Below are 19,543 nucleotides of genomic sequence, written 5' to 3'. Positions count from 1 at the left end.
GCTTGCCAGCGAATGGCCGCGCAGCGGCCCATGGGCATTACTCGTAACGCAAGGCGTACGCCGGCTCGACCTGCGAAGCGCGCCACGCCGGGTACAGCGTCGCAAGAAAACTCATCACCAGCCCGGCGCTGCAGATCAGCGCCACATCACCCCATTGCAGCTCCGATGGCAAGGTGCTGATGAAGTACACATCGGAGGTGAAGATATGCTGCCCACTCACCCGCTCCAGCCAGCCGACGATCTGGCTCACGTTGAGCGCGGCAATCACGCCCAGCACGCCGCCGATCAACGTACCGACCACGCCGATCAGGCTGCCCTGCACCATGAACGTGCCCATGATCTGCGCTGGCGTCGCGCCGATGGTGCGCAGGATGGCGATATCCGCGCCCTTGTCGTTCACCACCATGATCAGGGTGGCAATGATGTTGAACGCCGCTACCGCGATGATCATCATCAGCAGCAGGCCGATCATGGTCTTTTCCATCTTCATGGCACTGAACAGGCTGCCCTGTGTGTGCGTCCAGTCATCGGCACGGTACTGGCCGCCCAGCTGCGCGACGATTGCCGCCGATACCTGCGGCGCGCTGTACAGGTCCTTGACCTTGAGCCGCACGCCCTGCACCTGGCCAGGCTCCCAGCGCTGCATGGTCGCCGCATCGGCCATGTGAATCAGGCCCATGGAACCATCCAGCTCGGCGCCCACCTTGAACACGCCCACCACGTTAAGGCGCTGCATGCGCGGGGTGATGCCCCCGGGTGCTGAGCTCACCTCTGGCACGATCAGGGTCAACTTGTCGCCGACATTCAAGCGAAAGCGGCGTGCCGTCATCTCGCCCACCACCACGCCGAACTCACCCGGCTTGAGGTCATCGAGACGCCCTTGCACGATGTGGTCGGCGACGATCGAAACCTTGCCTTCCTGCGCCGGGTCGATGCCGCTGATCTGGATCGGCTGCATCGAGCCCTTGTACGACAGCATGCCTTCCATTTCGGTCAGCGGCGCGGCGGCCACCACCTCGGGGTTCTTCGACGCGGCATCGGCCACTGCCTGCCAGTTGTCCAGCGGCGTGGCACCGAGCACCGCCGCATGCGGCACCATGCCCAGGATCCGCGCGCTCATTTCACGCTGGAAGCCGTTCATCACCGACAGCACCACGATCATTGCCAGCACGCCCAGGGACAGGCCGATCATCGACGTCATCGAGATGAACGAGATGAAGTGATTGCGACGCTTGGCACGGGTGTAACGCGCACCGATGAAAATTGACAAGGGTCTGAACATGAACTGAAGCACCCAGGTAAAGAAAAGAAACACGGGGCCCACCACGCTCGGCGGGCCACCTGTACTGCCAGCTCAGATCGACACCAGTCGCCCGTCTTCCAGACGCAGCACGCGGTCCATCTGGCGCGCCAGGTTGAGGTCGTGGGTCACCACCAGGAACGCCGTCTGCGACGAGCTGCTCAGTTCCTGCATCAGGTCCTGAATGCCCTGGGCAGTGTGATGGTCGAGGTTGCCGGTAGGCTCGTCGAGCATCACCAGGCCCGGCCGGTTGACCAGCGCCCTTGCAATCGCTACACGCTGACGCTCGCCACCGGACAGTTCGGCCGGCTTGTGGGTCAGGCGGTGGCCCAGGCCAACGCGCTTGAGCAATGCCTCGGCACGCTCGCGGGCCTCGGGGATCGGCGTGCGGCCGATCAACAGGGGCATGCACACGTTCTCCAGCGCGGTGAACTCCGGCAGCAAGTGGTGGAACTGGTAGACGAAGCCCAGCGCACGGTTGCGCAGCAGGCCGCGCGCACGCTCGCCAAGTGCCGACAGCTCTTCACCGGCCAGCCATACGCTACCGCTGGTCGGCGTATCGAGACCGCCCAGCAGGTTGAGCAAGGTACTCTTGCCCGAGCCCGAACTGCCCACGATCGCGACGCGCTCACCGGGGTGCAACTCCAGCTGCAAGCCCGACAACACCTGCACCGACTCCGGGCCTTCCTCGTAGGACTTGCCCAGGTTGCGGCAACTCAGCACTGCTTTATCACTCATGCCCAACTCACTCATAACGTAGCGCCTCCGCAGGCTGGGTGCGTGCCGCACGCCAGGCCGGATACAGGGTGGCGAGGAAACTCAGGACCAGCGCCGCGCCGCAGACCATCCACACGTCTTCGGCCATGACCTGCGACGGCAGGTAATCGATGAAGTACACGTCGGCGCTCAGGAACTTGTGCCCGATCAGCCGCTCCAGGCCGGCAATCGCCGCGCTCACGTTCAACGCCGCGGCAATGCCGACCACCGCGCCGATCAGGGTGCCGACCACGCCGATCACGGTGCCCTGCACCATGAAGATCGCCATGATCTGCCCCGGCGTGGAGCCCAGGGTGCGCAGGATGGCGATGTCACCCTTCTTGTCGTTGACCACCATCACCAGGGTGGAAATGATGTTGAACGCCGCCACCGCCACGATCAGCAGCAACAGCAGGCCGATCATGGCTTTCTCCATACGGATGGCCTGGTACAGGTTGCCGTGGCTGCGGGTCCAGTCACGCGCATAGAACTCGTGCTCGCCCAGGTTCTGGGCAATGTTCCAGGCCACCCGCGGCGCCTGGAACAGGTCGTCGAACTTCAGGCGCAGGCCCTGCACCTGATCGGCTTTCCAGCGGTGCAGGCGCGACAGGTCGGACAGGTTGGTCAGGCCCAGGTAGCCGTCGATCTCGCCAGCCCCCACGTGGAAGATGCCGACCACGGTAAAGCGCTTCATGCGCGGGAACATGCCGGCCGGGGTCACGGTGACCTCGGGGGCAACGAAGGTCAGCTTGTCACCGATGCCCACGCCCAGCTTGGTCGCGGCCTTGTCGCCGATCATGATGCCGAAGCTGCCGGGGGCCAGTGCATCGAGCTTACCCTCGCGCACGAAGTCGTCGATGATCGACACCTGACGTTCTTGCGCAGGGTCAATGCCGTTGAGCAGCACCTTCTGTACCTTGCCGTCATGGGTCAGCAGGCCCTGCATCTGGGTGAACGGCGCCACCGCCAGCACCGCCGGGTTCTGCTTTACTGTATCGGCAAGGGCCGGCCAGTCGCTGATCGGCTGCCCGGTTTCGAGGGTGGCATGGGGCACCATGCCCAGCACGCGGGTACGCATCTCATGATCGAAGCCATTCATCACCGACAGCACCACGATCATCACCACCACGCCCAGGGCGAGGCCGATCATCGAGGTCAGCGAAATGAACGAGACGAAGTGGTTGCGACGCTTGGCACGGGTGTAACGCGTACCGATAAATACGAAAAGAGGTCTGAACATGTCGGGGCTTGTTCGGAGGAAAGAGGAACGTCCTTGTGGCGGGGCTTGAATAGCAGCTTTACACTCAGACCACCGCCGCTACCATGGGTTCGCCATGTCGACATTAGATGAAGAAGATCGCCGCGAATACTACCGTATCGAGGATCGGATCGCACTGGAAATTACCCCGCTGAGCGCCGCAGAGGCCTTGGGCGGCGAGTTGTTGCAGGATGCTTCGCCACTGTTCAACCTGCTCAGCGAATTGCACCTGAGCGAGTTCGAGTCCCAGCACCTGCTGCGCCAACTCAGTGACAAGGACCGCACCCTGGCCGCCTTTCTCAAGGCGCAGAACAAGCGCATCGACCTGCTCAGTGCCGTGGTTGCACAGACGCTGCTGGGGCAGATCGGCGAAGCACGCGCGGTGGTGCTCTCGGAGGGCGGCATCGAAGTGCGCCAGGCCCAGCCCATCACGGCCGGCAGCCGCGTGGCGGTGAAGATGGTGCTGATGCCCCAGGCGCTCGGGCTGCTGCTGCGGGCCAAGGTGACCCACTGCGACAGCAAGGCCGACGGCCTGTTCGAGATCGGCACCGAGTTCGTCGACATGACCGACGCGCAACGCCAGCTGCTGGCACGCTATATCCTCCAGAAGCAGGCGCAGCAACGTCGCCAGGCTCTGGAACAGAACGATCCGAGCGCCTCCTGAGTTTCACTTTTCTTGAAGGAACAAACGTGACCCAGATTTACGGCCACCGCGGCGCCAAGGGCGAAGCCCCCGAGAACACCCTGAGCAGTTTCCAGCAATGCCTGAGCCACGGCGTTCGCCGTTGCGAGCTGGACCTGCACCTGTCGTCCGACAACGAGCTGATGGTCATCCACGACCCCAGCCTCAAACGCACCACCGGTCGTGGCGGCAAGGTGGTGGAACATAGCGCCGCCGACCTGGCGACCTACGATGCGCGCAAGGGCGGCCCTGGATGGGTCACGCCCTGCCCGATCCCGCGCCTGGAGACGCTGTTCGAGCAGTGTGATTTCGAACACTGGCAGCTTGAGGTCAAAAGCGCCTCACGTACCCGCGCCGCTACCACGGTGCTGGCGATTCGCGAAATGGCCCAGCGCTTCGGCCTGCTGGACAAGGTCACCATCACCTCCAGCTCACGGGAAGTGCTGGGCGCAGCCCTGGAGCTGACCCCGGACATTGCCCGCGGCCTGGTCGCCGAATACACCTGGCTCGACCCGTTGAAGGTCGCACAGAACTATGGCTGCAATCTGCTGGCATTGAACTGGACGCACTGCACCCCCGAGCGCCTGGCCAAGGCCCAGCGTCAGGGGTTGCATGTGTCGGTATGGACAGTCAACGAGCCGGCGCTGATGCTGCGGCTCGCTGACTTCGGCGTAGACAGCCTGATTACAGACTTTCCCGGTTTGGCCAGCGCCACCCTCGAGAATCGCTGAAATCGGTCTCCCCGGCCGGCTCAGGCCACCGGCCGGAGCCGCTCAAAAAAGCCGGTTGAGGCCGTCGTAGGCGGCAACCCGATAGGCTTCGGCCATGGTCGGGTAGTTGAACGTGGTGTTGACGAAGTACTTCAGCGTGTTCTGCTCACCCGGCTGGTCCATGATGGCCTGGCCGATGTGCACGATCTCCGAGGCCTGGTAGCCGAAGCAGTGCACGCCCAGGATCTGCAGGGTTTCGCGGTGGAACAGGATCTTCAGCATGCCCTGTGGCTCACCGGCGATCTGCGCGCGCGCCATGCCCTTGAAGAACGCCTTGCCCACTTCGTACGGCACCTTGGCCTGGGTCAGCTCCTGCTCGTTCTTGCCGATCGAGCTGATCTCGGGAATGGTGTAGATGCCCGTGGGCACGTCGTTGACGAAGCGCCAGCTGCCATTGTCGACGATGCTGCCAGCGGCCGAACGGCCCTGGTCATGCGCCGCACTGGCCAGGCTTGGCCAGCCGATCACGTCACCGGCGCCGTAGATGTTCGGCACACAGGTACGATAGGCCTCGTCCACTTCGATCTGGCCACGGCTGTTGACCTTCACGCCGATGTTTTCCAGGCCCAGGCGGTCGGTGTTGCCGGTACGCCCGTTGCACCACAGCAAGGCGTCGGCCTTGATCTTCTTGCCCGACTTCAGGTGCAGGATCACCCCGTTGTCCAGGCCTTCGACACGCTCGTACTCTTCGTTGTGGCGCACGGTGATGTTGTTGTTGCTGAAGTGGTAGCTCAACGCCTGGGAAATCTCGGAGTCGAGGAAGCTCAGCAACTGGCCGCGGTTGTCCACCAGCTCGACCAGCACACCCAGGCCGCTGAAGATCGAGGCGTATTCGCAACCGATCACACCGGCGCCGTACACGATCAGTTTGCGCGGGGTGTGGCCCAGGCTCAGGATGGTGTCGCTATCGTAGATACGCGGGTGGTGGAAGTCGATGTCGGCCGGGCGATACGGGCGCGAGCCGGTGGCGATGATGATGTGCTTGGCCACCAGCTTCTCGACCACGCCATTGGCGCAGACCACTTCGATGGTCTGCTCGTCGGCGAAGCTGCCGGTGCCGAAGAACACGTCGACACGGTTGCGCGCGTAGTAGCCGGTACGCGAGGCGACTTGCTTGGAGATGACCTTCTCGGCGCTTTTCAGCACGTCGGGGAAGGAGAACCAGCGCGGCTCACCAATGGCCCGGAACATCGGGTTGGTGTTGAACTGCATGATCTGGCGCACCGAGTGACGCAGGGCCTTGGACGGGATGGTGCCCAGATGGGTGCAGTTACCGCCGACCTGGCGACGGCTATCGACCATCGCTACCTTGCGTCCTGCTTTGGCGGCGTTCATTGCCGCCCCTTCTCCTGCCGGGCCGGAACCCAACACCACTACGTCGTAGTTGTAGACAGCCATGCGTACTCCTTCAGAACAGGCCCGGACGCCACATTGACCTCCGGGGCTACATCATGTCGCCAGCGGCGCCATGCAAAAATTCGGGTGCAGTCTAATCAAGCTTGAACGCCGCGCACATTAACCCTTGGTCGCGTCGTAGGCTATTTTTCTCTGCACTACATCTATTCAGCGCTGCCCGGCTCGCCTCATTCCCCTGCGATCATATTGAACGCCGGCGTGGCCCGGGAAACAAACCCACCCTCGACACGGCTCACGAACACCGCCGCAATCTGGTGCTCCAGCGCAAAGCGCCAGCCCTGCTCGGGCCCCAGTATCAGCAGCAGGGTCGAATAGCCGTCGGCCATCAGCGCCGTCGGCGCCAGCACGGTCACCGACGCCAGAGCGTGGCTCACCGGCCGCCCCAGGCGCGCATCGAAGGTATGTGAATAACGCCGGCCATTGTCCTCGAAATAGTGGCGGTAGTCACCCGACGTGGACACCCCATGGCCATCCACCGGCACCACCTGCTGGGCAATCTGGCGGTCATCGCGAGGCAGTTCGAGTGCGACGCGCCAGGCGCTGCCATCAGGCTTGCGCCCCACGGCCTTCAGCTCGCCGGTGGCCTCCACCAGAAAACTGTCCAGCCCCAGGGCACGCAAGCGCTCGGTAATCAGGTCGACCGCGTGGCCGGCGGCAATACTGTTGAAATCGACTTCGACAGCGGCGTCCTTGCACAACTGCTGGCCGTCGATATGCAGGTGCTGGTAGCCCACACGCTCACGCACCCTGGCCAACACCCCGGCCTCGGGAACCGCCTCGGCACGCGCCTGCGGACCGAAGCCCCACAGGTCCAGCAATGGTTCCACCGTCAGGTCGAACGCACCGTCGCTCTGACGCGACAGCTGCTCGCCCACGCGCACCAGTTGCAACACATCGGCGGGCATTGCCTGGCAACGGTTGGCCGGCAATTGATTGAACTGCCCGATCAGCGAATCACTGCGATAGGTGGAAAAGCGCTGGTCGATACCCTCCAGGACCACCTGCACCTCGCCCTTCACCGTCGCGGGTGCAGGGCCACCGGCACGCCGCACGTACTGCACGGTATAGCTGCTGCCCATGGTCGGGCCACTGATGCGCTCCAGCGCGTCGCCTTGCCCGCACCCCGCCAGCACTGCCGCGCAGGCCAGCACTGCCATCCCTGCACACTTCACTCGGCGCCTCCTGTAGAGCAAAAAAAAACGGGAACCCGAAGGTTCCCGTTTTTTCAACGCAGCGTAAAGCTTAGCGTGGGAAGGCTGGCGGGTTGACCCCAGCCATGTCTTCCATCACACGCACTACCTGGCAGCTGTAACCGAATTCGTTGTCGTACCAGACGTACAGCACAACACGGTTGTCATTGCAGATGGTGGCTTCGGCGTCGACCACGCCTGCGTGGCGCGAACCCACGAAGTCGCTGGAAACCACTTCCTGCGAGCTGACGAAGTCGATCTGCTTGTGCAGGTCCGAGTGCATGGCCATCTGGCGCAGGTACTCGTTGATCTCGTCGCGGCTGGTGGCCTTTTCCAGATTCAGGTTCAGGATCGCCATCGACACGTTCGGCGTCGGTACACGGATCGCATTACCGGTCAGCTTGCCCTTGAGCACAGGCAGCGCCTTGGCGGCGGCAGTGGCTGCGCCGGTCTCGGTGATGACCATGTTCAGTGCAGCGGAACGACCACGGCGGCTGCCTTTGTGGAAGTTGTCGATCAGGTTCTGGTCGTTGGTGTACGAGTGAACCGTTTCAACGTGGCCATTGACGATGCCGAACTTGTCGTTGACCGCCTTGAGCACCGGCACGATGGCGTTGGTGGTGCACGAAGCGGCCGAAATGATCTTGTCGTCCGCGCTGATTTCGCCATGGTTGATGCCGTGCACGATGTTCTTCAGCGCGCCCTTGCCGGGTGCGGTGAGGATCACGCGTGAAGCGCCCGGGCAGGCCAGGTGCTGGCCCAGACCGTCGGCATCACGCCATACGCCGGTATTGTCGACGATCAGGGCGTTCTCGATACCGTACTGGGTATAGTCGACTTCGCTCGGGTTCTTCGCGTAGATAACCTGGATCAGGTTGCCGTTGGCGGTGATGGTGCTGTTTTCTTCGTCGATGGTGATGGTGCCATCGAACGGGCCGTGCACCGAGTCGCGGCGCAGCAGGCTGGCACGCTTGACCAGGTCGTTCTCGGCACCTTTGCGCACCACGATGGCGCGCAGGCGCAGGCCGTCGCCACCACCGGTCTTCTCGATCAGGATGCGCGCCAGCAGACGGCCGATACGACCGAAGCCGTACAGGACCACGTCGGTGCCCTTGCGTGCAGAGGCGTTCTGCTGACCAACCACATCGGCCATTTCTTCACGCACGAACTGCTCGGCGCTGCGGCCGCGGCCTTCTTGCTTGAACTTGTTGGCCAGCTTGCCCAGGTCGACAGAAGCGGCGCCCAGCTTGAGCTCGCTCATGGCCTTGAGCAGCGGGAATGTCTCGTGGACAGACAGTTCGGTTTCGTCGGTCTGGCGATGACGGGCAAAGCGGTGGGCTTTGAGGATCGCGATCACCGAACGGTTGATCAGGCTACGGCCATAGATCGAGCTCACCACATTGTTATTGCGGTAGAGCTGACCGATAAGCGGGATCATCGCTTCTGCAAGCGCTTCACGATCGATCCACTCACCAAGACACTGGTCGGGCTTCTGAGTCACGGGAACCTTCCACATGTAGGGACAGAAAAAAGGGGCTACATTATGACGCCCCGCGCCGCTTCGAGCAATGAGCGCCTGTCGCCACTACCGCACTACACGATTTACCCCTGATATTCCGCTGGCCGAAACCTGACAGCAACGCCCCGCGCCCGGTACAATCGGCGTTTTGTCGCAACGCTTGGAGCTCGACCTCCCGTGCCTGTTCTGCGTCTACCGCACCTTCCGGCCACTGCCGGCAAACACACCTGGGGCAACCTGCCCGGAGCCGCCCTGAGCCTGGCCATCGCCGAGGCTGCCAGCGCCGCGAAGCGCTTTACCTTGCTGTTGACCGCCGACAGCCAGAGCGCTGACCGGCTGGAGCAAGAGCTGCGTTTCTTCGCCCCGGAACTGGCCGTGCTGCCGTTTCCCGACTGGGAAACCCTGCCCTACGACCTGTTCTCGCCGCACCAGGACATCATCTCGCAGCGCATCGCCAGCCTATACCGGCTACCGGAGCTGGACCACGGGATACTGGTGGTGCCGATCACCACGGCACTGCACCGCCTGGCACCGACGCGCTTTCTGCTCGGCAGCAGCCTGGTGCTGGACATCGGCCAGAAACTCGACGTGGAGCAGATGCGTACGCGCCTGGAGGCCAGCGGCTACCGCTGCGGCGACACCGTGTACGAACACGGCGAGTTCGCCGTGCGCGGGGCGCTGATCGATCTGTTCCCGATGGGCAGCAAGCTGCCGTACCGCATCGACCTGTTCGATGACGAGATCGAGACCCTGCGCACCTTCGACCCGGAAACCCAGCGCTCGATCGACAAGGTCGATTCGGTGCGCCTGCTGCCAGCACGCGAGTTCCCGCTGCAAAAAGACGAAGTGACCCGCTTCAAGGCACGCTTTCGCGAGCGCTTCGACGTGGACTTCCGGCGCAGCCCGATCTTCCAGGACCTCACCAGCGGGATCATCCCCGCAGGCATCGAGTACTACCTGCCGCTGTTCTTCGAAGACACCTCGACGCTGTTCGACTACCTGCCCGAAAACACCCAGGTGTTCTCGCTGCCCGGCGTGGAACAGGCCGCCGAGCACTTCTGGAGCGACGTGCGCAACCGCTACGAAGAACGCCGCATCGACCCCAACCGGCCACTGCTGCCCCCGGCCGAGCTGTTCATGCCGGTGGAAGACTGCTTTGCCCGACTCAAGGGCTGGCCACGTGTGGTGGTCAGCCAGGATGACCTCGACAGCGGCCCCGGCCGTGAACGTTTTGCCGCACAGACACTGCCCAACCTGGCCATCGAGGCCAAGGCCAACCAGCCGCTGGCAGCGCTGTCGGGCTTTCTTGAGCAGTTCCCCGGCCGCGTGCTGTTCACCGCCGAGTCGGCCGGGCGACGCGAAGTCCTGCTGGAGCTGCTCGAACGCCTGAAGCTGCGCCCGCACACCGTCGACAGCTGGCACGACTTCGTCAACAGCAAGCAGCGCCTGGCGATCACCATCGCCCCGCTGGACGATGGCCTGCTGCTGGACGACCCGGCGCTGGCACTGATTGCCGAAAGCCCACTGTTCGGCCAGCGCGTGATGCAGCGCAGGCGCCGCGAAAAACGCAGCGACGTCAATAACGACGCGGTGATCAAGAACCTCACCGAGCTGCGCGAAGGTGCCCCGGTGGTGCACATCGACCACGGCGTAGGCCGCTACCTGGGCCTGGCGACCCTGGAGATCGACGGCCAGGCCGCCGAGTTCCTCACCCTCGAATACGCCGAGAACGCCAAGCTGTATGTGCCGGTGGCCAACCTGCACCTGATCGCACGCTACACCGGCAGCGACGACGCCCTGGCCCCGCTGCACCGGCTCGGCTCCGAGACCTGGCAGAAAGCCAAGCGCAAGGCCGCCGAACAGGTGCGCGACGTGGCCGCCGAATTGCTCGATATCTACGCCCGCCGTGCCGCGCGCAAAGGCTACGCGTTCGCCGACCCATCGGTGGACTACGCCACCTTCAGTGCCGGCTTCCCGTTCGAAGAGACGCCCGACCAGCAATCGGCCATCGAAGCGGTGCGCGAGGACATGCTCGCCGCCAAGCCGATGGACCGCCTGGTGTGCGGCGACGTCGGCTTCGGCAAGACCGAAGTGGCCATGCGCGCGGCGTTCATCGCCGTGCACGGCGTCGCCAGGTCGCCATCCTGGTGCCCACCACCCTGCTCGCCCAGCAGCACTACAACAGCTTCCGCGACCGCTTTGCCGACTGGCCGGTGACCGTGGAGGTGATGAGCCGCTTCAAGTCGGCCAAAGAGGTCAGCGCCGCCGTGGCCGACCTTGCAGAAGGCAAGATCGACATCGTCATCGGCACCCACAAGCTGCTGCAGGACGACGTCAAGATCAAGGACCTGGGCCTGGTCATCATCGACGAAGAACACCGCTTCGGCGTGCGCCAGAAAGAACAGCTCAAGGCCCTGCGCAGCGAAGTCGACATTCTTACCCTGACCGCCACGCCGATCCCGCGCACCCTGAACATGGCCGTGGCCGGCATGCGCGACCTGTCGATCATCGCCACCCCGCCGGCACGCCGGCTGTCGGTGCGCACCTTCGTGATGGAGCAGAACAAGAGCACCATCAAGGAGGCGCTGCTGCGCGAACTGCTGCGTGGCGGCCAGGTGTACTACCTGCACAACGATGTGAAGAGCATCGAGAAATGTGCAGCCGACCTCGCCGAGCTGGTGCCCGAAGCCCGTATCGGCATCGGCCATGGGCAGATGCGCGAGCGCGAACTCGAACAGGTCATGAGCGACTTCTACCACAAGCGCTTCAACGTGCTGATTGCCTCGACCATCATCGAGACCGGCATCGACGTGCCCAGCGCCAACACCATCATCATCGAGCGCGCCGACAAGTTCGGCCTGGCACAGCTGCACCAGTTGCGCGGGCGCGTGGGGCGCAGCCACCACCAGGCCTATGCCTACCTGCTGACCCCGCCGCGCCAGCAGATCACCCCCGACGCCGAGAAGCGCCTGGAAGCCATTGCCAATACCCAGGACCTGGGCGCCGGCTTCGTGCTGGCCACCAACGACCTGGAAATCCGCGGCGCCGGCGAGCTGCTTGGCGAAGGCCAGAGCGGCCAGATCCAGGCGGTGGGTTTCACCCTCTACATGGAAATGCTCGAGCGCGCGGTCAAGGCCATTCGCAAGGGCACCCAGCCCAATCTCGACCAGCCGCTGGGCGGCGGCCCGGAGATCAACCTGCGCCTGCCGGCCCTGATCCCCGAAGACTACCTGCCCGATGTGCATGCGCGCCTGATCCTGTACAAGCGCATCGCCTCGGCGGTCGACGAGGACGGCCTCAAGGATCTGCAGGTCGAGATGATCGACCGCTTCGGCCTGCTGCCCGAGCCGACCAAGAACCTGGTGCGCCTGACCCTGCTCAAGCTGCAGGCAGAAAAGCTCGGCATCAAGAAGGTCGATGCCGGCCCGCAAGGCGGTCGCGTGGAGTTCGAAGCCGAAACCCCGGTCGACCCGCTGGTGCTGATCAAACTGATCCAGGGCCAGCCCAAGCGCTACAAGTTCGAAGGTGCGACGCTGTTCAAGTTCATGGTGCCCATGGAGCGCGCCGATGAACGCTTTACTACTGTGGAGGCGCTGTTCGAACGACTCGCCCCGAAAACCGCTTGAAGGAAGATCCATGCGTGCAATTCGTAGCTTGACCCTGCTGCTGGCGCTGGTTGCGCCGGCCGCCTTCGCCGACACCCAGTACCAGGTCGAGATGTTCCTGGTACGCCAGAACGCCGTGCCGGCCATCACCAGCCAGTTCGCCCCGGAAGACTGGCGCCAGGGGGCCAAGGCGCCCAGCGACTACGACGTGCGCAAACCGGTGCTGACCGACCAGGCCGAGAAGCTGGCTGCCGACAGCAACTACACCGTGCTGCTGCACAAGGCCTGGCAACAGCAGGTCGGCAGCGAGCCGTCGCGGGTCGCCATCAGCGAAGGCCAGGAGCAGTTCGGCCACTTCCCGATCGAGGGCAACTTCAGCCTCAAGCAAGGCCGCTTCATCGAGGTAGAAGCCAACTTCTGGGTCAACCAGCTCGACGGCAATGGCAGCGTGATCCAGAGCGAACAGCTCAAGCAGGTCAACAGCACGGTGAAGAACAACGAACTGACCTTCCTCGACGGCGGGCACCTGGCCGTGCTGTTCAAGGTCATCGCCGCAGGCACCCGCACCAGCTCTCCCGCCGCAGCGGAGATGATGGAGCAGTAGAGACATGTCGACTCCACTGCAGCGTGCACTCGCGGATGACTTCTGGCTTGAGCAGTTCGGGCCCAGAGTGCTTTCCCGAGGCTCGAAATACGAGGACGAAAAGCGCATCACCCTCGTTTCGGTCGACGCTGAAGGCGCCGTCACCACCTGCCGCGGCTCGGGCGGCAATGTCTACCGGCAGACCTTGCGTGTGAAAGCCGGCAGTTATCTGCGCCTGACGGCCAAGTGCAGTTGCCCGGTAAAAACAGATTGCAAGCATTGCGCAGCCGCCTTGTTCCACCTCATGAGGTGGTTTGCGCACAACCCGTCGCTGTCGCAGATGCCTGAGCCGCGCAGCGTTTCAGCGACGTACCAGGACCACCTCATCGACAACGTGCCTGCCGCGCCTCACCTGACCCTGGGCAGCTACGAATTCACCGCCTACATGCCCAAGACCGGCAAGATGCAACGCCAGCTGCAGCACCGCGCCGCACTGGCATTCACCTATGACGGCCTGCGCACCAACCCCAGAAGCACAAGTGAGATCACCCGCATCGACGGCACTGTCCGCCAGCGCATCCAGCGCCAGCCCGATGCCGAAGCCGCGCTGCGCCAAACCCTCAAGAAAATGGGTTTCAGCGTTGCTACCCGACAGAGCAAGGCGTTACCCGACACGGCCGGCGAAATGCTGCAGATGGCCGACGAGCAGGCCTGGCTGGAGTTCGCTCGCCAGGGTATCGGCGCACTGCGTGAAGCCGGCTGGGAAGTGGAGATCAAGCCCGACTTCGCGTTCAACCTGCATGACATCGACGACTGGTATGCCGACGTCGAGGAAGCACCGGGGCGTGAATGGTTCGACCTGGAACTGGGCATCGTGGTCAACGGCCAGCGCCACAGCCTGCTGCCGATCGTGCTGCACCTGCTGCGCAGCAATCCCGAGCTGCTGCGTGCCAGCGAACTGGCCAGGCGCGGTGACGACGAACACCTGCTGATCGACCTCAATCGCGCACGCCACGACAGCCCGGCGCTGCGCGTGGCCTTGCCGTACGCACGCATCAAGCCGCTGATGGCCACCCTGGGCGAACTCTATTTGGGCAACGACAGCGGCCCGTCCTTGCGCCTGGCCGCCCCCGATGCCGCGCGCCTGAGCAGCATCGACGACATGGCCATGACCTGGCGCGGCGGCGACCGGGTACGTGATTTCGCCCGACGCCTGCGCGAGTCCAACCGAGTCGAGGTGGCGGCGCCCGAGGGCCTCAACGCGACCTTGCGACCCTACCAGCTTGAAGGCCTGAACTGGCTGCAGACCTTGCGCGAGCTGGACGTGGGCGGGATCCTGGGTGACGACATGGGCCTGGGCAAGACCCTGCAGACCCTGGCGCACCTGCTCACCGAAAAAAATGCCGGCCGCCTGCAACGCCCCGCCTTGGCGGTGATGCCGACCAGCCTGATCCCCAACTGGCTTGATGAAGCGCAGCACTTCACGCCACAACTGCGCGTGCTGGCGCTGCATGGTGCCGGGCGCACCAAGCACTTTGGCGACATCGACCAATACGACCTGGTGCTCACCACCTACGCTCTGCTGCCCCGCGACCTGCCGCATTTTACCGCGCAACCCTGGCACCTGCTGATTCTGGACGAAGCGCAAAACATCAAGAACGCCACCAGCAAGGCCGCCGAAGCCGCCCGCGAGATCCAGGCCAGCCAGCGCCTGTGCCTGACCGGCACGCCGATGGAAAACAATCTGGGCGAGCTGTGGTCGATCTTCCACTTCCTGCTGCCCGGCTGGCTGGGTGACAGCAAGCGCTTCAGCCGCGACTATCGCACTCCCATCGAACGCCACGGCGATGCCGAGCGCATGGCCCACCTGGCGGCACGCGTACGCCCGTTCCTGCTGCGCCGCACCAAGGAGCAGGTCGCCCGCGAGCTGCCGGCCAAGACCGAGATCGTGCACTGGGTGGAGCTCAGCGATGCACAGCGCGATACCTATGAAACGGTACGGGTGGCGATGGACAAGAAAGTCCGCGAGGAAATCACCCGCAATGGCGCAGCCCGCAGCCAGATCGTGATTCTCGATGCACTGCTCAAGCTGCGCCAGGTGTGCTGCGACCTGCGCCTGGTGAAAAGCGTGACCACCCGCACCGTACACTCGGACAAGGGCAAGCTGGCCAGCCTGATGCAAATGCTTGACGAGTTGCTCAGCGAAGGGCGGCGCATCCTGCTGTTTTCGCAGTTCACCTCGATGCTCGAACTGATCGAGCAGGAACTGCACAAGCGCGGCGTGAGCTACAGCCTGCTGACGGGTGATACGCGTGACCGGCGCACGCCGGTACAGCAGTTTCAATCGCGGCAGACGCCGCTGTTCCTGATCAGCCTCAAGGCGGGCGGTACCGGCCTGAACCTGACAGCGGCCGATACGGTGATCCACTACGACCCCTGGTGGAACCCGGCCACCGAGAACCAGGCCACCGATCGCGCCTACCGCATTGGCCAGGACAAACCGGTGTTCGTGTACAAGCTGATCACGCGCGGCACGGTGGAAGAGAAGATCCAGAAACTGCAGCAGGAGAAAGCAGCGTTGGCTGCGGGGCTGCTGGACGGTCGCCAGGCCGGGGACTGGAAGCTGGCAGACGAAGATATCGACGCGCTGTTTGCGCCGCTGCCAGGACGGCGCCAGGCAACAAAATCAGGTTGACCCCTTCGCTGGCAAGCCAGCTCCCACAGGCTGCCCACTACCCTTGAAATCAGTGGTGTACCTGTGGGAGCTGGCTTGCCAGCAAAAGGGCCAGACAAGCCACCCTCAATCGATCAGTTGCGCCTCTTTGAGCGCCCCGAGCGCCTGCAGCCAACGCGGCTGCTCGCGGTAATCGGTGCGGGCAAAACCTTGCCCGCGCATCTGCGCGATCCGCGGCGACGGCCGCACCTTCAGCCGCTGCGCCGCCGACAACGCCAGCTCGGCAGCCGCCCGGTCATTGCACACCAGCCCCATGTCGCAACCCGCACTCAAGGCCGCTTCGATACGGCTGGCCGCATCACCCACCACATGCGCGCCGGCCATCGACAGGTCATCACTGAAGATCACCCCGGCAAAACCCAGCTCGCCGCGCAGGATGTCCTGCAGCCAGCGCCGCGAGAACCCCGCCGGCTGATTGTCGACCTGCGGATAGATGACGTGCGCCGGCATCACTGCCGCCAACTGCCCGCTCAAGCGCGTGAACGGCACGAGGTCCGCAGCACGAATCTGCGCCAGGCTACGCTCGTCAGTGGGGATCGCCACATGCGAGTCCGCCTCTGCCCAGCCATGCCCGGGAAAGTGCTTGCCACAGGCGGCCATGCCAGCGGCGTTCATCCCGCGAATGAACGCACCGGCCAGCAGCGTGGCACGCTGCGGGTCGCCTTCGAAGGCACGACTGCCGACCACCGCGCTGCGCTGGTGATCCAGGTCCAGCACGGGCGCGAAACTCAGGTCGAGCCCGACGGCCAGGACCTCTGTGGCCATCAGCCAGCCACATTGCTCGGCCAGGTATTCAGCATTGGGGTTGTCGGCAATCGCGCGCATCGCCGGCAACCGCACGAAGCCCTGGCGCAGGCGCTGCACACGACCGCCCTCCTGGTCCACCGCCAGTATCAGGTCAGGCCGTACGGCGCGGATCGACGCGCTCAGCTCACGCACCTGGCGCGGCGACTGAATGTTGCGGGCAAAGATGATCAGGCCGGCCACTTCTGGCTGGCGCAGCAGGTGGCGATCTTCGGCGCTCAGCCAGGTACCGGCGATATCCACCATCAGGGAGCCTTGCAGGCTGACACTCATAAACGATCCTTCAGTTCAGGGGGGCGCTCGCCCAGGCGGGGCAAGCAGCTTCTTCGATCTGTACCGGGCAGTGCGCAGGCACCTGGTCGAACAGTCGCACCAGGTCGGCATTGCGCAGGCGTATGCAGCCATGGGACAAGGGAATGCCCATGGGCTCGTTGTCCGGGGTGCCGTGCAGGTAGATGTAACGGCGAAAGGTGTCCACCGGGCCCAGACGGTTGCGCCCCGGCTCGCGGCCACTGAGCCACAGGATGCGTGAAAGGATCCAGTCACGCCCCGGGTACTGCTCGTGCAGCGTGGGCGTCCAGGTCTCGCCGGTCCAGCGCCGCCCGCGCAATACCGCGCCCTGGGGCAGCCCGGCGCCGATTTTTGCACGCACCTGGTGCCGCCCGCGCGGGGTGCAGCCAGAGCCATTGTGCTCACCGGGGCCATTGAGTGCGGTGGACACCGCAATACGCTCGACCAGGCGGCCTTGGGCGAACCCGTACAGGCATTGGTCGGCAAGGGAGATGTGCAGCAGGTCGAGAATAGGCATGGGCGCTAGCTTAGCCCAAGCCAGCCTTGGCGCCCAGTCGTGAATCAGGCCTTGGCCGGCACCGCCGTCGACTTGCTGCGCGCACGCAACTGCGCTGCGGCCATCGCCTGGTCGGTGACCCCGCTGTCGGCGCGCATGCCAGCGGCCAGAAACGGCACCATCAGGCGCATGACCTGCTCGATCGACGTGTTGACCCCGAAATCGGTTTCGGCAATCGCGCGCAACGCCTTGATGCCCGACATGCTGAACGCCGCAGCACCCAGCATGAAGTGCACGCGCCAGAACAGTTCGATAGGCGGGATTTGCGGCGCCGCTTCGTTGACCAGCAGCATGTAGCGGCGGAACACCCTGCCATACATGTCTTCGAGGTAACGGCGCAAATGGCCCTGGCTCTGACTGAAGGCCAGGCCCAGCAGGCGCATGAAGATGGACAGGTCGTTGCCGCTGCGTGGCTGTACCACCAGCGCCTGCTCGACCAGCATCTCCAGCAGCTCTTCGAGGGTGGGCTTCTGCTCGGGGCGCGCCTGGCGCCGTTCGAGCTCACGCTCCAGGCTTTGGCAGAATGGCCCGAGGAAGCGCGAGAAGACCGCCTGGATCAACGCCTTCTTCGAACCGAAATGGTAGTTTACTGCTGCCAGGTTGACCCCGGCCTTGCTGGTGATCAGCCGCAATGAGGTTTCAGCAAAACCTTTTTCCGCGAACAACTGCTCGGCAGCATCGAGAATGCGTTCAACGGTTTCCGACTGGGCCATGACTTTTCCGCCTGACAAACACTTGTTTGAAACATACGTTTCAAGGCACTGTTCTGTCAAGTATGTACGGCCGTTTTATGCCTGACGGGTCATGGTATTGAAGCCAGCTTCAAGCCACAAGTTTCACGCCACAAGTAAAGGCGCACGGGCGTACCGCTTGACGCTTGTAGCTTTCTGCCGACACTGTATATAATCCCAGTCACTGTATAAAAAGACAGAGCGATCGAGATGCTAAAACTGACGCCACGCCAAGCTGAGATTCTGGCTTTTATCAAGCGATGCCTTGAAGATAACGGTTTCCCCCCGACCCGCGCCGAAATCGCCCAGGAGCTGGGGTTCAAGTCTCCCAACGCCGCCGAAGAGCACCTCAAGGCACTGGCCCGCAAGGGCGCGATCGAAATGACCCCGGGCGCCTCGCGCGGCATCCGCATTCCCGGCCTCGAAAGCAAACCCGATGACAACGCCCTGCCGATCATTGGCCGTGTCGCCGCGGGCGCACCGATTCTTGCGCAGCAGCACATCGAGGAGTCGTGCAACATCAATCCGGCGTTTTTCCATCCCCGCGCCGATTACCTGCTGCGTGTACACGGCATGAGCATGCGAGATGTCGGGATCGTCGACGGCGACCTGCTGGCCGTACACACCTGCCGCGAAGCGCGCAATGGTCAGATCGTCGTAGCCCGCCTGGGTGACGAAGTCACGGTCAAGCGCTTCAAACGTGAAGGCAATAAAGTCTGGCTGATTGCCGAGAACCCCGAATTCGCCCCTATCGAAGTCAACCTGAAAGAGCAGGACCTGGTAATCGAGGGCTTGAGCGTCGGCGTTATCCGCCGCTAATAAGGAGGCGTCATGCAGTTCCCCCACGCACCACAGCAAGCACAGTTGCCCTTGTTCGAAGCATTCCTGGCCCAGCCGGTACTGCCACGCGTCAAGGCCAAGGCGCCCGCCCGGCAGAGCAGCAAGCCGCAAGCGTTCAGCGAATTGTCCCTGCGTGGTGCACTGGAGCACTGCCAAAGCCTGCTGGCACCGGTGCTGCGTGACCTGAGCGAGCTGAGCGAAGAACAGGACGCCCGCTGGCTGACCCTGATCGCCCCGCCCACCAGCCTCACCCAAGCCTGGCTGCGCGATGCCGGCCTCAACCGCGAACGCATCCTGCTGCTACAGCCACGCGGCAACCAGAGCGCCCTGCAGTTGGCCTGCGATGCCCTGCGCCTGGGCCGCAGCCATACCGTGGTGACCTGGTTCAACCCGGTCGGCAGTGGCGCTCGCCTGCAACTGACCAATGCCGCGCGTGCGGGAGACGCACAAAGCCTGAACATCCGCCTGGGCTGATATTCGCGTCACACTCATTGGGTAGACAACGGGC

15 protein-coding genes and 1 pseudogene are annotated in these 19,543 nt (G+C 63.8%); 7 read left to right on the top strand and 9 right to left on the bottom strand.

The window, feature by feature from the left end; all coding sequences use genetic code 11:
- Window positions 1-37 precede the first annotated feature (37 nt).
- The 3 genes from G3436_RS12205 to G3436_RS12195 all read right to left on the bottom strand — a co-directional run bounded on the left by G3436_RS12205 (window position 38) and on the right by G3436_RS12195 (window position 3,296).
- Complete coding sequence (locus G3436_RS12205) at window positions 38-1,282, bottom strand: lipoprotein-releasing ABC transporter permease subunit (protein ID WP_163945193.1); 1,245 nt, start codon at window positions 1,280-1,282, stop codon at window positions 38-40.
- A 72-nt stretch (window positions 1,283-1,354) separates the two neighbouring features.
- On the bottom strand, window positions 1,355-2,038 hold the full coding sequence (gene lolD / locus G3436_RS12200; protein ID WP_178116433.1) for a lipoprotein-releasing ABC transporter ATP-binding protein LolD: 684 nt from the start codon (window positions 2,036-2,038) through the stop codon (window positions 1,355-1,357).
- Between the two features lie 7 nt (window positions 2,039-2,045).
- Window positions 2,046-3,296, bottom strand: a complete 1,251-nt coding sequence (locus tag G3436_RS12195) for a lipoprotein-releasing ABC transporter permease subunit (RefSeq protein WP_163945187.1) — start codon at window positions 3,294-3,296, stop codon at window positions 2,046-2,048.
- A 94-nt stretch (window positions 3,297-3,390) separates the two neighbouring features.
- Here G3436_RS12195 and G3436_RS12190 point away from each other — a divergent pair, with 94 nt between their 5' ends.
- Both G3436_RS12190 and G3436_RS12185 read left to right on the top strand, forming a co-directional pair.
- Complete coding sequence (locus G3436_RS12190; RefSeq protein ID WP_163945184.1) at window positions 3,391-3,978, top strand: PilZ domain-containing protein; 588 nt, start codon at window positions 3,391-3,393, stop codon at window positions 3,976-3,978.
- A 26-nt stretch (window positions 3,979-4,004) separates the two neighbouring features.
- Entirely contained in the window at window positions 4,005-4,727 is a 723-nt protein-coding gene (locus G3436_RS12185) for a glycerophosphodiester phosphodiesterase family protein (RefSeq protein WP_163945181.1), read from the top strand.
- A gap of 42 nt (window positions 4,728-4,769) precedes the next feature.
- Here the strand turns inward: G3436_RS12185 and sthA are convergent, their stop codons facing one another.
- From sthA to G3436_RS12170, 3 genes are all read right to left on the bottom strand, one after another.
- The gene (gene sthA / locus G3436_RS12180) at window positions 4,770-6,164 is read right to left on the bottom strand and encodes a Si-specific NAD(P)(+) transhydrogenase (RefSeq protein ID WP_163945178.1); all 1,395 of its coding nucleotides are present in this window, start codon (window positions 6,162-6,164) and stop codon (window positions 4,770-4,772) included.
- A 185-nt stretch (window positions 6,165-6,349) separates the two neighbouring features.
- Window positions 6,350-7,339, bottom strand: a complete 990-nt coding sequence (locus G3436_RS12175) for an FAD:protein FMN transferase (RefSeq protein ID WP_163945201.1) — start codon at window positions 7,337-7,339, stop codon at window positions 6,350-6,352.
- Window positions 7,340-7,424: 85 nt separating this feature from the next.
- Complete coding sequence (locus G3436_RS12170) at window positions 7,425-8,888, bottom strand: glyceraldehyde-3-phosphate dehydrogenase (RefSeq protein ID WP_163945175.1); 1,464 nt, start codon at window positions 8,886-8,888, stop codon at window positions 7,425-7,427.
- Window positions 8,889-9,068: 180 nt separating this feature from the next.
- Between G3436_RS12170 and mfd the strand changes: the two are divergent.
- The 3 genes and pseudogenes from mfd (at window position 9,069) to G3436_RS12155 (ending at window position 15,774) form a co-directional block, all read left to right on the top strand.
- Window positions 9,069-12,517, top strand: a pseudogene (mfd, locus tag G3436_RS12165) (transcription-repair coupling factor).
- 10 nt (window positions 12,518-12,527) lie between these two features.
- Window positions 12,528-13,100 (top strand): CsiV family protein, encoded by a 573-nt coding sequence (locus G3436_RS12160; protein ID WP_163945173.1) that lies wholly within the window; start codon window positions 12,528-12,530, stop codon window positions 13,098-13,100.
- A 4-nt stretch (window positions 13,101-13,104) separates the two neighbouring features.
- Complete coding sequence (locus G3436_RS12155) at window positions 13,105-15,774, top strand: DEAD/DEAH box helicase (RefSeq protein WP_163945171.1); 2,670 nt, start codon at window positions 13,105-13,107, stop codon at window positions 15,772-15,774.
- Window positions 15,775-15,879: 105 nt separating this feature from the next.
- On the opposite strand, the gene nagZ is transcribed toward G3436_RS12155, so the two are convergent.
- The 3 genes from nagZ to G3436_RS12140 are packed head-to-tail and all read right to left on the bottom strand — an operon-like array spanning window position 15,880 to window position 18,177.
- Complete coding sequence (gene nagZ, locus G3436_RS12150; RefSeq protein WP_178116435.1) at window positions 15,880-16,878, bottom strand: beta-N-acetylhexosaminidase; 999 nt, start codon at window positions 16,876-16,878, stop codon at window positions 15,880-15,882.
- Between the two features lie 22 nt (window positions 16,879-16,900).
- A complete protein-coding gene (locus G3436_RS12145; protein WP_178116432.1) occupies window positions 16,901-17,425 on the bottom strand; it encodes a L,D-transpeptidase in 525 nt (174 codons plus the stop codon).
- Between the two features lie 44 nt (window positions 17,426-17,469).
- Complete coding sequence (locus G3436_RS12140) at window positions 17,470-18,177, bottom strand: TetR/AcrR family transcriptional regulator (RefSeq protein WP_163945166.1); 708 nt, start codon at window positions 18,175-18,177, stop codon at window positions 17,470-17,472.
- Between the two features lie 228 nt (window positions 18,178-18,405).
- Here G3436_RS12140 and lexA point away from each other — a divergent pair, with 228 nt between their 5' ends.
- The gene (gene lexA / locus G3436_RS12135; RefSeq protein WP_163945164.1) at window positions 18,406-19,014 is read left to right on the top strand and encodes a transcriptional repressor LexA; all 609 of its coding nucleotides are present in this window, start codon (window positions 18,406-18,408) and stop codon (window positions 19,012-19,014) included.
- Window positions 19,015-19,026: 12 nt separating this feature from the next.
- Window positions 19,027-19,509: an SOS-induced cell division inhibitor SulA gene (gene sulA / locus G3436_RS12130; RefSeq protein WP_163945162.1), complete on the top strand. Its 483-nt coding sequence runs from the start codon at window positions 19,027-19,029 to the stop codon at window positions 19,507-19,509.
- Window positions 19,510-19,543 lie beyond the last annotated feature (34 nt).

The organism is Pseudomonas brassicae, assembly GCF_010671725.1.
In the GTDB taxonomy this organism is placed as follows: domain Bacteria; phylum Pseudomonadota; class Gammaproteobacteria; order Pseudomonadales; family Pseudomonadaceae; genus Aquipseudomonas; species Aquipseudomonas brassicae.
This window is presented reverse-complemented; position numbering and strand designations above follow the sequence as displayed.

Bases quoted from the DNA above. Each gene is read 5' to 3' on its own strand.
- G3436_RS12205 (WP_163945193.1), bottom strand. From the start codon at position 1,282: ATGTTCAGACCCTTGTCAATTTTCATCGGTGCGCGTTACACCCGTGCC.
- lolD (WP_178116433.1), bottom strand. From the start codon at position 2,038: ATGAGTGATAAAGCAGTGCTGAGTTGCCGCAACCTGGGCAAGTCCTAC.
- G3436_RS12195 (WP_163945187.1), bottom strand. From the start codon at position 3,296: ATGTTCAGACCTCTTTTCGTATTTATCGGTACGCGTTACACCCGTGCC.
- G3436_RS12190 (WP_163945184.1), top strand. From the start codon at position 3,391: ATGTCGACATTAGATGAAGAAGATCGCCGCGAATACTACCGTATCGAG.
- sthA (WP_163945178.1), bottom strand. From the start codon at position 6,164: ATGGCTGTCTACAACTACGACGTAGTGGTGTTGGGTTCCGGCCCGGCA.
- G3436_RS12175 (WP_163945201.1), bottom strand. From the start codon at position 7,339: ATGGCAGTGCTGGCCTGCGCGGCAGTGCTGGCGGGGTGCGGGCAAGGC.
- G3436_RS12170 (WP_163945175.1), bottom strand. From the start codon at position 8,888: ATGTGGAAGGTTCCCGTGACTCAGAAGCCCGACCAGTGTCTTGGTGAG.
- G3436_RS12160 (WP_163945173.1), top strand. From the start codon at position 12,528: ATGCGTGCAATTCGTAGCTTGACCCTGCTGCTGGCGCTGGTTGCGCCG.
- G3436_RS12155 (WP_163945171.1), top strand. From the start codon at position 13,105: ATGTCGACTCCACTGCAGCGTGCACTCGCGGATGACTTCTGGCTTGAG.
- G3436_RS12145 (WP_178116432.1), bottom strand. From the start codon at position 17,425: ATGCCTATTCTCGACCTGCTGCACATCTCCCTTGCCGACCAATGCCTG.
- G3436_RS12140 (WP_163945166.1), bottom strand. From the start codon at position 18,177: ATGGCCCAGTCGGAAACCGTTGAACGCATTCTCGATGCTGCCGAGCAG.
- lexA (WP_163945164.1), top strand. From the start codon at position 18,406: ATGCTAAAACTGACGCCACGCCAAGCTGAGATTCTGGCTTTTATCAAG.
- sulA (WP_163945162.1), top strand. From the start codon at position 19,027: ATGCAGTTCCCCCACGCACCACAGCAAGCACAGTTGCCCTTGTTCGAA.